9 protein-coding genes, 1 tRNA gene and 2 pseudogenes are annotated in these 12,039 nt (G+C 50.5%); 4 read left to right on the top strand and 8 right to left on the bottom strand.

Features of this window, described 5'->3' with window-relative positions:
• Window positions 1-2: 2 nt before the first annotated feature.
• The gene (locus ACYAC5_RS02875) at window positions 3-1,259 is read left to right on the top strand and encodes a c-type cytochrome (RefSeq protein ID WP_280172412.1); all 1,257 of its coding nucleotides are present in this window, start codon (window positions 3-5) and stop codon (window positions 1,257-1,259) included.
• 90 nt (window positions 1,260-1,349) lie between these two features.
• On the opposite strand, the gene ACYAC5_RS02880 is transcribed toward ACYAC5_RS02875, so the two are convergent.
• From ACYAC5_RS02880 to ACYAC5_RS02890, 3 genes are all read right to left on the bottom strand, one after another.
• Window positions 1,350-2,027, bottom strand: coding sequence for a MarC family NAAT transporter (locus ACYAC5_RS02880; RefSeq protein WP_110868046.1), 678 nt, complete (start codon window positions 2,025-2,027; stop codon window positions 1,350-1,352).
• A 133-nt stretch (window positions 2,028-2,160) separates the two neighbouring features.
• A complete protein-coding gene (locus tag ACYAC5_RS02885) occupies window positions 2,161-2,796 on the bottom strand; it encodes a hypothetical protein (RefSeq protein ID WP_101762216.1) in 636 nt (211 codons plus the stop codon).
• 95 nt (window positions 2,797-2,891) lie between these two features.
• Window positions 2,892-3,371, bottom strand: a complete 480-nt coding sequence (locus tag ACYAC5_RS02890; protein ID WP_192235827.1) for a carboxymuconolactone decarboxylase family protein — start codon at window positions 3,369-3,371, stop codon at window positions 2,892-2,894.
• A gap of 110 nt (window positions 3,372-3,481) precedes the next feature.
• Here ACYAC5_RS02890 and pdxR point away from each other — a divergent pair, with 110 nt between their 5' ends.
• Window positions 3,482-4,858: a MocR-like pyridoxine biosynthesis transcription factor PdxR gene (gene pdxR, locus ACYAC5_RS02895; RefSeq protein ID WP_462062373.1), complete on the top strand. Its 1,377-nt coding sequence runs from the start codon at window positions 3,482-3,484 to the stop codon at window positions 4,856-4,858.
• Between the two features lie 45 nt (window positions 4,859-4,903).
• Here the strand turns inward: pdxR and ACYAC5_RS02900 are convergent, their stop codons facing one another.
• Window positions 4,904-5,413, bottom strand: coding sequence for a YjjA family protein (locus tag ACYAC5_RS02900; protein WP_101762213.1), 510 nt, complete (start codon window positions 5,411-5,413; stop codon window positions 4,904-4,906).
• A 273-nt stretch (window positions 5,414-5,686) separates the two neighbouring features.
• On the opposite strand from ACYAC5_RS02900, the gene ACYAC5_RS02905 reads away from it, so the two are divergent.
• Window positions 5,687-5,771 (top strand) — tRNA-Leu (locus ACYAC5_RS02905).
• A 311-nt stretch (window positions 5,772-6,082) separates the two neighbouring features.
• On the opposite strand, the pseudogene ACYAC5_RS02910 reads toward ACYAC5_RS02905, so the two are convergent.
• The 3 genes and pseudogenes from ACYAC5_RS02910 to ACYAC5_RS02920 all read right to left on the bottom strand — a co-directional run.
• Window positions 6,083-6,196, bottom strand: a pseudogene (locus ACYAC5_RS02910) (efflux RND transporter permease subunit); the annotation flags it as partial.
• A gap of 1 nt (window position 6,197) precedes the next feature.
• Window positions 6,198-7,235 carry an efflux RND transporter periplasmic adaptor subunit gene (locus tag ACYAC5_RS02915; RefSeq protein ID WP_110868042.1) on the bottom strand — a complete coding sequence of 346 codons (1,038 nt, stop codon included), beginning with the start codon at window positions 7,233-7,235 and terminating at the stop codon, window positions 6,198-6,200.
• 292 nt (window positions 7,236-7,527) lie between these two features.
• Window positions 7,528-8,418 (bottom strand): GNAT family protein, encoded by an 891-nt coding sequence (locus ACYAC5_RS02920; protein ID WP_309836047.1) that lies wholly within the window; start codon window positions 8,416-8,418, stop codon window positions 7,528-7,530.
• Window positions 8,419-9,020: 602 nt separating this feature from the next.
• On the opposite strand from ACYAC5_RS02920, the gene ACYAC5_RS02925 reads away from it, so the two are divergent.
• Window positions 9,021-9,344, top strand: coding sequence for a hypothetical protein (locus ACYAC5_RS02925; RefSeq protein ID WP_225614465.1), 324 nt, complete (start codon window positions 9,021-9,023; stop codon window positions 9,342-9,344).
• A gap of 681 nt (window positions 9,345-10,025) precedes the next feature.
• Here the strand turns inward: ACYAC5_RS02925 and ACYAC5_RS02930 are convergent.
• Window positions 10,026-10,760, bottom strand: a pseudogene (locus ACYAC5_RS02930) (SDR family oxidoreductase).
• Between the last annotated feature and the right edge of the window lie 1,279 nt (window positions 10,761-12,039).

Below are 12,039 nucleotides of genomic sequence, written 5' to 3' on the forward strand. Positions count from 1 at the left end.
GCATGAAATTAAAATCATTGTTAATCGCCAACGCCGTGCTGCTGGGCAGCTTTGCACTGCAGGCACACGCGGAAGATGAAGCTCAATTGATCAAGCAGGGTGAATACCTGTCGCGTCTCGGCGACTGTATGGCGTGCCATACCGTTTCCGGTAAAGGGGATTACGCTGGTGGTTTGGCGATTGAGTCGAATCTCGGCACCATTTACTCCACCAACATCACGCCGGACAAAGAGCACGGCATCGGCAACTACAGCGAGCAGCAGTTCTCCGACGCGGTGCGCAAAGGCATATTGCCGAACGGGTCGCGTCTCTATCCGGCGATGCCGTACCCGGATTACGCCAAAATCTCCGACGCCGATATGCACGCGCTTTACGTCTACTTCATGAAAGGCGTGAAGCCGAGCAGCGAGCAGCCGCCGGAAACCGATCTGAGCTTCCCGTTCAGCCAGCGTTGGGGCATGCGCTTCTGGAACTGGGCGTTTACCTCTGACAAGCCATTCCAGCCGATTGGCGGCGCGTCAGAAGAGGTTAATCGCGGTGCTTACATCGTCGAAAGCCTGGGGCACTGCGGCAGCTGCCATACGCCACGCGGCCTCGGCATGAATGAGAAAGCGCTGGATAGCGGCGACGATCAGTTCCTTGCTGGTGGCAGCCTGAACAGCTGGGATGTGCCGTCACTGCGCGGTCTGCCGCGCTGGAGCGAGCAGGAGATTGTCGATTACCTGCAAACTGGTCGTAACGATAAAGCGGCGGTGGGCGGTGAGATGAAGTCAGTGATTGAGCACTCGAGCTCGCACATGACAGATGCCGACTTGAAAGCGATTGCCTCCTATCTGAAGTTCCTTGGCGGCAACCCGGCGCTGCAGGCGTATGACGTGAAGAAACAGCAGGCGACGGAAGCGAAACTGACCGCTGCGAAAGGCTTGTCGGAAGGTGAGCGTCTGTATATCGACAACTGCGGCGCCTGCCACTTTGTCACCGGTAAAGGTGCGCCGGGGATCTTCCCGGAGCTGGATCAGGCGACCATCGTCAATGCCAAGGATCCAACTGGTTTGATCCACACCATTCTGGCCGGTGCGCAGCAGCCATCCACTGAGAAAGCGCCATCAACGCTGGCAATGCCTGGTTTTGCTAAGCGTCTGGATGATGATCAAGTGGCTAAACTGGCGACCTTCATTCGTCAGGGCTGGAGCAACAATGCGCCAGCGGTGACGAAAGATCAGGTAGCAGAAGTGCGTAAAACGTTGAAAGGCGAGTAAATCGCTTAAAACTGTGCGATAAACCGCGCCGCTACGGATAGGCGCAAATACCGTAGCGGCGCAATTCATTACGCGTCTTTTAACGTGGTCTCAATGATAATTGTGAATCACTTCTAACACGCCGTTAATCACGAACTGCACGCCCATACACACCAACAAAAAGCCCATCAGACGTGAAATCGCTTCGATGCCACCTTTACCAACCAGCTTCATGATGGCGCCGGAACTGCGCAGCGAAATCCACAAAATCACCGACACGGCCAAAAACGTCAGCACCGGCGCGACGGCAACCACCCATGCCGGGAAATCTACGCCCGATTTAACCGTCGACGCGGAACTGATGATCATCGCAATGGTGCCCGGCCCCGCGGTGCTCGGCATCGCCAGCGGTACAAACGCGATGTTTACAGTTTCACGGTTGCTGTCGGTCGCGTCCAGTTCATCCTGCTTGTGCTCGGCTTCGACCGAATGCCCGACCGGTTTCGCCGGAAATAGCATGCGAAAACCGATAAACGCCACAATCAATCCGCCCGCCATGCGCAGGCCGGGAATGGAGATGCCAAAGGTGTGCAACACCGCGCTGCCGGCATACCACGCCACCATCATGATCAGGAACACGTAGATCGAGGCCTGCATCGCCTGGCGATTACGCTCCTGGAAATTCATCTCTCCGGCCAGGCCGAGAAACAGCGCCACCGTGGTCAGCGGATTGGCGAGCGGCAAAATCACCACCAATCCCAGCCCGATGGCTTTAAACAATTCCAGCATGAAATGTCCCATTTGAAAAATTATTCGATAATCGCACGGCTCGTAGCGGCGCAATTTATTGCGCGTTAAGAGGATGGAGAGTCGGTCAAAACCGCGCGATAAATCGCGCCGCTGCGGTGCGTGCGTTCATTGATTAGTGCTTCGGCGTATCCAGCGCCTCGATCAGCTCAGGGAAGAAATCCTGCAGCAGCTCAGGCGTCATCAGTTCGGGATAATTGATTAAATGCTCGCGAATGCGCTCATTCACATCCGGCAGCAGGCGTTGGGCGGCGTCTTGCGCACTGATCTTCTTCTGCTTCATCAGGCGCAGCACGTCATCCGGCAGATTGTCTTCATCTTCAACTTCATCCACACCTTCGAGATCGTCCAGCTCATCCAGCAGATCCATCAACGCTTCAATCTGCGGCGTGCGTGACTGGTATTCGGATGGCTGCTCGTTCTCCAGATAACGCAGCAGCGCGCGCACCGGTGAACCATCGGGTTCGGCAGGCGGTTCGTTGGCGAACCAGGTCAAGAGATCGTGCTGCGTCACCTGATGGACGTGATAACCGTTATCCACCAACTCATCGGCAAGGATATCGGCGGTATCGTGCTCAATCAGGCAAATGTGGGTGCGATTAGGCGTGAACTGCTCCAGCCATTGATAGATCTCTTCAATTACGCTGTCGTCGTAAATAAAGTGTTGGCTGAGATAGCTGTCATCCTGCTGGTGAACGCAGATGTGAATCTGGTCGGGATCGAAGTAAATCGCAATGTTGATGCCTTTCATGTGCGCTGTCCTGTGTGGTGCAAAATCTCACTATAGCCTCAGGCAGCGCAGATGAACATGGTGCCGCCAGCAGCATGAGCGACTGGCGGTAAAAATTAACGTAAATCAGCACGATCCAACCCATAAGCGCTGTCCAGTGCGCCCGGCGTCATCTGCGACAGCACCATCAGGCGATTCCAGGTGTTGATCACCGCGATACAGAACGTCAGCTCGCTGGTCTCCACTTCGGAGAAGTGCGCGCGCACCTCGCTATACAGCGCTTCGTCGATGCCGTTATCGCCCAGACGCGTCAGCGCTTCGGTCAGCGCCAGCGCCGCTTTCTCTTTGGCGGTGAACAGCGGGGATTCGCGCCAGATCGCCACATGATGCAGACGCAGCTCGCGCTCGCCGTGCAGTTTGGCCTCTTTCACATGCATGTCGACGCAGAACGCGCATTGATTGAGCTGCGAGGCGCGCAGATCGACCAGATGCTTCAGTGAGGTTTCTAATGAAACATTACTGACGTTCATGGAGAGATCGGACATGGCTTTGACCAGTGTCGGAACGGTTTTGAAGTGGTTAACGCGTGCAGTCAAGTTTTTTTCCTCAGGTCAGTCGTTTTTCAATGCGAAGGTGATGCGGGCATCTTAAACTTCCATGTCTGAGTGAAAAGGGTCAAAAAACGTAAAAACAGGTAGGGCATGGCGTGGGTTATAAAGAGATTTATGCGCGTTATCGCCAGCAGATTCTTGCAGGGCAGCTGAAGCCGGGCGACCGCGTACCGGCGATCCGTACGCTGGCGAGTGAGTTGCAAGTGGCGCGAAAAACGGTGGAAGCCGCTTATGAAATCCTGATCGGCGAAGGCTATTTTGTCAGTCAGGGCGCGAAGGGCACGCGCGTTAATCCCGAACTGATTCTGCCGGAAACAACCGGGAAAACGGCAGTGCCTGCGCCGCCAGTGAGCGCGTTAACCCAGCGTGAGAGCAAAGGCGAGCTGCGGCTTGGCATCCCGGCGCTGGATGCGTTTCCGCACAAAAAATGGCTGCTGATTTCCGGCAAAGCGTCGCGCAGCCTGCGCGCGGATGAGATGATTTTGCCGCCGGTCATGGGTTATCAGCCGCTGCGGGAAGCCATCGCCAGCTACCTGAACATTTCGCGCGGGCTCAATTGCCAGCCGGAACAGATTTTCATCACCAGCGGCTATCGCGCCAACCTGCGACTGATTCTGGCGGTGCTGGCGCAGCCTGGCGACAAGGTGATGTTTGAAGATCCCGGCTATTTCTTCGGGCAAAAACTGCTGAAGCGCATCGCGCCGAATCTGCATTACGTGCCGGTCGATCGGCAAGGCATGGATGTGGATTATCTGCTGCGCTATCACGCCGATGCGCGTTTCGCCATCGTCACGCCTACGCATCACAGCCCGCTGGCGGTAACCTTATCACTGCCGCGCAAACATCAACTGCTGGAGTGGGCACAGCACAATGACAGCTGGATCATTGAAGATGATTACGACGGCGAGTTTCACTACACGCGCAAAGTGATTCCGGCGCTGAAAAGCCTGGATGTGCACGATCGGGTGATTTACACCGGCACCTTCAGCAAAACCATGATGCCGGCGATGCGCGTGGGTTATCTGGTGATGCCGAAAGAGACCATCGCGCGCTTCAGCGAGTTGGGGGAAATTCTTGAAACCGGTATGTCGCTGCTGCCGCAAAAGATTCTGGCGCAGTTCCTCAGCGAAGGGCATTTCTATCGTCATATCAAAAAGATGCGCACGCTTTATCAGCAGCGACGCCGCATGATGCTGGATGCCTTGCAGGCATGTTTCCCGGATGTGTTTGATTTTGAACTGACGGATGGCGGCATGCACATTGTCGCCTTCCTGGCGCGCGGCACGCAGGACACGGCGCTGGCGGAGATTTGGCAGCGGCATCAGCTGCGCGTATTGCCGCTTTCTGGCTGGTATATGCAGACACAGAAACGCTATGGCCTGGTGATTGGCTATACCAACATTCGGTCGCTGGACCAGGCGCGGGAGTTGTTGCAGAGAACGGTGCTGGAGACGCGAGCGTTACTGGACTAAAGAAAAGGCGCGAGGGACAGCTCGCGCCTTGATATCGGCGCGTCCTTACATGCCGATATATTTTTTGCCTTGCTTCAGAACCACATCGCAGGCTTTGGTTTTCAGCTTCTCACCCATCGGCGAGTTGCTCAGACTTTGCAAATTCAGTTGCTGACCGTTGCCAGTGTTAAGCAAGCCTTGCAAACCCTGCTGGTAATCGGTTTTCTGCTCTTGCGCGGTGGTGCTGTTCAGGCCGAGTTTGCTCAGCACCTGATCTTTTACCGACTTCACGTTGTTATCCACCACGTTGTGCTGCACGCAGTAGGACATCACGCCTGCGGCGTTGGTCATGCTGTTGGAACTCACCGCTTTATCGCCGCCGTTGAGCAGGCCGGTAAGCGATGAGAGCGACATGCCGCCATTCTGCGTGGTGCTGGTGTTGCTGGTGCTGTTGTTTTGCTGTGACAGCTGCGATGCCGCGCTGCTCAGCTGATCCTGCCAGCTTGCTGCCGATGCGCTCCCCGCAACCATGGCTGCCGCGATGCCCCATCCCCAAATCATGCGTTGTACTTTCATCTCAACCTCGTTGTCTTTTATGTTCTGACTGCGTCAGTTTTGGTTAAGAGAGGTTTGAATTCGGAAAGTTCCAGTTAATCGGGCTGATTGGGGAAAATTGGGACCGTTCTGGGTTTTAATTTTTGAACGTCGGTTGGCGGGATCGATGGTATAACAAGCAGTTATCCGCGAAGTGCTGTTTTTTTCAACGCTTAGCGCACATCCCTAACGATTCCGGTTGCGCACGCTGTTCGTAACGGTATAATCCCCAACGTTTTCCGCATCCTCTTCAGTGCCGAAGTGGCGAAATCGGTAGACGCAGTTGATTCAAAATCAACCGTAGAGATACGTGCCGGTTCGAGTCCGGCCTTCGGCACCATTAAATTTAATTTCTTATTAAACAGTGAGTTAGACGTAAAATTCTATCTCTCATGTATGTAAGAAATGATCTAAGTTTTCACCAGAAATTGCCGCTTAGTTAGTAGTGGCAGATCTTCGGGAATACTATCTCATAGCGGCGTGTAGTTCCAAGCTTCAAACACGTACAGTTGTCAACTTGAAAAGCTATGACGCAGCCCACGCCTCTAAATATCCCAAAACAGTTTGATCGCACGCATTCAAGCCCGATGTGTGGCGTTTTCCAGCCCCAAAACAAGTCTATGGTGGTTCAACGTACCTGCATACGAAATGCAGGCTCTGCCAGCGTCTCACCGGCAGTTTCGGGATCGCAATAATCCCGAAAAGAATAATGAACAATGCGACCACCCGAGCGAAAACCGGGCGCTTAATGAAAAACTGAGCCATTTTACTCTCCGGCCTTCATGGTCAGTGTTGCAGGGGAAGCGGTTGAAATCACTGCCGCGACGTTCATGCCGTTGCCAAGCTTATCCATGCCCTGAACGACCACACGGCTGCCGGCAGGTAAGCCTTCGGCAATGCGGTAGGCGCCATGGATTAGCTCCCCGACACGGACGTTGATCTGGCGGGCCTTTTGCTCATTGTCAACCACCCAGAGTACAGCGTGACCTTCCTGATGCGAGACAGCCTGCTGGGGAACCATCAGCGCATCCTCATAATGCTGACGGGGGATCTCAACCCGCACAAACATGCCGGGCAGGAGTTCGCGATTCGGATTACTCACCTCGATGCGGACTATAACGTCGCCTGTCGCGGTATCGACGCTAATGCCGGAGAAAAGGATTCTGCCCGGCTGGTGATAGACAGCGCCACCGGGTAACAAAACCTTAACCGGCACGCCCGTCGTAGTGGCCTTCTGACTTGCCGACTGCTGGCGCAGCTGGTGGTAAACCCCGGCGGGCTGGTGGATGTCCACATAAATGGGGTCTGTCTGGTAAATGCGGGCCAGAGGAGTGCTGTCGCTGGCTGTCACATAAGCCTCTTCGGAAACCAGAGCCTGATCTATACGTCCGGATATCGGGGCCCCGACGGTGGCAAAACTCAGGTCGAGTTCTTTGCGCCTGAGCGCGGCGCTGGCCTGCGCCACATCTGCCGCGGCCTGTCGGGCATTCGCGATGGCCTCATCGAAACTCTGACGGCTCACCGCGCCCGTTTTCATCAGTGGCCGCAGATGGGCAGCCTGCTGTTGGGCTTTGTCATTGGCGGCTTTAGCACGCAGTAAACCGGCCTGCGCACTGGAGACTTCCGCTTCAAAAGGTGCCGCATTGATCTGGAAAAGAGGCGTCCCTTTTTTAATTTCTGCGCCCTGTTCAAACAGGCGGCGCTTAATGATACCGCTCACCTGCGGGCGTATTTCTGCTGTTTGCAGCGCGTTAACGCGGCCCGGAAGCGTCTCGCTGACCGCTAACACCTGTGGTTGAATCACCTCAACGGCAACCTGAGGTGCAGTGCTTCAGCTTCCGTAACGGCTTTATCATCGCAGCCTGTCAGCGCGGCAATTATGGCAACCAGAAGTAAAGGCAGAGAAAACAGTTTGAGGGACAACATGGGTTTCTCGTATTAAAGAGTGATGACCCATGTTACCGGACACGCGTTTATTCACCGTTGAGAGTGTGTTGAGATTGTGTGTAGAAGCAAAATGTTTTTCTCTATATAGGTACGTGTATTACCTGTGTGAAATGCGGGAGGCAAATGCAAAAAAATCCATATTTCCAACTTCAGAACAGCGTACGACCCGAGGGCATAATATCGCACCACTGTTTTTTGTAATACCAGTCTGGGTTATAGGCACCCAGAGAAAATATAAATTGCTTATCCAATGACGCGGCTAACGCTCTGGCGTGCTGGATGTTTTCCCAGAGCAAAACAGAGCCGACCCCCATAGATTTAAACTGCGGGTCGATACCGCCATTAAAGTCCTCGAAGTAATACCATGATGGGCACTCAACTTTATAGTTGAGATCAAAAGCGCAGGGTGAGTCATTGATGAATAATATTTTGCCAAAGATCATGTCTCTGAACATGGAGAACGTCTCAGTCAGGATCCCGGTGTCAGTGCACTTAAGACTGTTTTGCCACCGCAAATCGAACAGGTGCTGATAGATAGCCGAAAGTTCAGCAGGGGAAAAAGAAGTCACATCCTCAATTGTTCCGCCCGCTTTTGTAAATCGTCGCACCTCTCCGATACGCTTCTTAGCGGTTTTCACGGAAAAATCGGACTTGATGTGAGCCATTTTTTTCTTAAACAGATTGTGACGGATGCTGTTAAATATGACACCCTGAGAATGAGGTGATAACCGCTTGGTTTTAAAAGGAAGTATGACTTTTACACCCGCTTTTATCGGCAGGATAAGATCATCAAAAACAAAGGGAAGCGTTGAATTTTTATATTCCAGAGAGCCATTGACAGAAAACACGCCAGCAATGGGTTGCCCGTCTTGCCTTTTCATATAGTACTGAATACGGACGCCTCCACGCTCGGAAAGATAAGCGAGAACGCGGGGATGGGTGCACACGCTCCCCCCGAATGCAGTGTAAATCTGAGCATACGCAGAAAGCGTGCATTCTTCCCAGCCGGTATTTTTAAGTTTTAAATATGTTGTAAACATGCCTGTTACCTAAAGTGAAATACAAGGGGCCGCTTAATGATTTGTGCGCAAATATTTCATGACAGGCAAGGGTATAATTGATGAGTATTAAACAAGGGGTAAACAAATGCAGGGGTTTATTCTATAAATTGTCTTTTTTAGCTTCTACACATGTTCTACACACAGTCTGAACTGATCCTCAATAAATAAGCGCATAAAAGGTTCACTCACTAAATTAATTATTAGTTCGCAAAAAAATACAAATAAAGCTTGATCCTAAATGGAAAGAATTGTTCAAATCAGATTGTGAAATCAACAGGGTGGTAATGATTTTTAAGAATTGCTTCCTGCGCATGGAATATAAACATAAGCTAAATGAAAAAGTTCAATGAAGTATCTACACTGTTGTTGAGTCTGGCGATAGTTATTAGCTTTATACTGGTCTGGTTTACGACCTGATAAGTGATTAAATCGTCAGTGTGGGATCTAACGTCAATCCTTAATTTATCTTTAAATTCACCATAAATAGTTAATTTATTTTTGTGTTTTTTTTGGTTTTTTTGTGTTCGGAAGGCGTTCTGTTAAAGCTTTCCTTTGATCAACCAGAATGGAATGGCACTATCATGAAAAATATCCTTATTACTGGTTCAACAGGTTTATTAGGGGGCAGGGCTCTGGGTATTGATTATCAAAAGGTTTCCTATAAACAGCTTTCTGACAGCAGAAGAACATTTAAGGATCTGTTTGGCCCGAGCAACGAACGGATCATGCTGCGTGCGATGAACCTTTACGGCCATTTCTCAAATCTGAATGTGGTGTTTGATAATTCTAAACTGCTGCAGCTTGGTATGAGTAAGCCTTCCAGGTTCACCGATTATCTGGATCGCTGCGTGCTGACAACGCGTGACGCGACAATTGCCGAACTGATGCAGGTCGATTTTAAATAGTCAGGTATCGGAAAAGCAATAAATACTGAAGCGTAAGTGGGGGCAGGGATCGATTTATGTCGCCCTGTTCATTATGAGCAGGGCGTCCCTGGAATATCACAGTTTGCGAACAACGTTAACGCGTAGAGGGCTAACCTCCAGCCAGATTGCCACACAGATCCCCGCAGCGCGGAGGTACTCTCTGTAGCGCTCAGGAACCCCTGCTGCTTAACAAATCTGCGTACCCGTGTGGAGTGCTGCCATAGCGTGTCAGCCTGTGCCTGTGTGAGTTGACGGGCCTTGCGTGCCGTTATGATATCAGCCTGCAACACGTTGACCCTTGAGGAAATATTCGCATCAAGCAGATCTTCGATGATGCCTCCCGTTTCCGCTTTGACGTTACGCTGGGCCTGCAATGCCGCAGGAAGGGTAAGTCTGTGCAGATTTTATGCCTGCCATTGCCTGGCTGGATACCAGCATAATGAGTCCTACTGTGAGATATTTCATGTATATGACTCTGTAGGTTTTTTTCGCATTGAATGTAACCTTCCTCCGGGGAAGAATGCGTGGGTACAGACCATGGTTGAGTGTCCTGTCTGATCTCACAGAGATAGGGCGTAATATTAAAACGTTTGGATCTCGGCTGTGAGCGAGATGCCGAAGTATGAATGTTTGTTTAACTCCACTGGCTTTTATCCGCTCTTATCCCAGTTCTTCGCGAGTTGGACCTTGAAAGTAGATGCTGCTTATATGACAACTACGTGGCTGAGTCAGCAAAAAACGAACTGTTTCCCAGACTGAGTGCCCATTCATCAGACGTTCCCCCATTCTGGATTCTGTATCAAAAGACGTATCTAACCCTGTAAGTTCGAAATCCGGTGGATACAACCCGGTCACACGTATGTTTTCTTCGGACAACTGCTGTGACAGTTTGGTGATAAACCCGCTAAACCCATGTTTGCTGGCGAAAAAAGCAGGGTGCGCAATTGAATCCGTAAAATTCGGGATCCCACATGAAGATATAATTGAGACGATATCAGCATTGTCTGAACGTCTTAACCCGGGCAGCAGAGCCTGAGTCAGTAGAATCGAACCTGTCAGACCTGAACTGACGGTGTTGATAATTTCTGTGTCAGGCTGATCGTCTAATCTCCCTGACAACCACTGAGCAGCATTCAGGATTAAAATGTCTATCGGCTTGTTTGAAATTAACAACTGTGAAGAAAACTGAGAAATGGATTCAGGCCGGGTTAAATCACAGATATACCCTTTTGCAATGCCGCTTTCAGCAGTGATGCTGCTGCAGGTTTTTTAAATATCTTCAGCCCGCCGTCCGCAAAAATCCACCTCTACCCCCTCTCGTGCCAGCCACACGCACAGCGCCTGACCAAATCCCCCGCCGCCACCGGTAATAACAGCTCTTTTACCTCTCTGCATCTTCATTCATCCTTTTCCTGATGACTATGTGTGGATGTAGATATACATGAGGAAGTTAAGTGACATCTTTCAGTTAATGCCCTTTTTACATGAGGAACAGAAATAAGCTGCATTGCAAACTGTTTAGCGTGTGTCAGGGGATTAGCAATGTCCGCTTCTGGCACAAAGCGGACATTAGGTTAAATAAACGCGGGAGAAGGCGAGATGCTTCAAGCTCAGGTAACAACTTTCTAGCTGTAACTGGGCAGCATTTCAGCCATCCACAGGGCGTAAGAGCCAAGTGCACTCAATATGTAGAATGCGAGCTTTCGGCCACTTCAGCCCCTAAGCGCTATTTCTATCATTCCTATCGCGCTTACATTGAAGCCAACCGCCATACGATTCCGCATAACATAAATATGTTTGACCTGCTACTTAAGAGCATCATTCGGTTGCGCGGGGCATCACTGACTAAAGCTTCACAAAAAGTCAGTGATGCAATCCAATCTCGATCTCACGGGAGAAAGCACGAGCGATTAGCTGCTAGGGTGCGATGAGCCCACAGCAATATGACTATATTTTCCGGCGAAAGCCGGTTTTTTACGTCCAGACTTCACCTGATATGAATGATAATCATCACCCTGCACCAATCATTCACAGTATAAGGTTATGTTTCTAATCATAAAAATCAATAAGTGAATAATGTGAAGGATAATTATTAAAATCTTTTTTTAGGTGGAAAATGATTATGTGGATTTCAACCTTAGAACGAATCCGCCACATTAAGCAGGCTTTTACTTGAAACGGGCAATACAAATATTTAGTGAAAGGATATCTATGAAGATTTCGCCAAAAAAAAAATCGGGGGCACATAAGGGGGCATTAGCAGTGCCGGATTTTTATTTTTTATTTAAAATCAAGCATTTGAATTGATTGTCGAGTCCGGCCTTCGGCACCATTTAAAGATACGAGCACTTTCGTAACAGTCCGCAAGTTACTAAAATTAAAGCCGAAAGGCTTTTTTTTGGTCCAAATCCGTCCGAGCCTTATTGTGGTTATGCTAAGGTCGACGGGGCACTTCCTCTTCTATTGTCTTTTTCTCCTGAAGTACAATTCAACGCCCACCCGATCAAAACATGACTTTTTGTTTATTGGTTTCGCTTTGTATCGTCACAGTGAGTTTTAATAGCAGCGCCTGTTGATGATATCCATCCTGCGAAATTGGGGAATACATTTAATTGATTGATATTGCTGATTTATATTTCCTTTATTAGTCTCAGTTAATTTTTCCATTCCTGCC

It is taken from the genome of Pantoea sp. y20 (assembly GCF_054903455.1).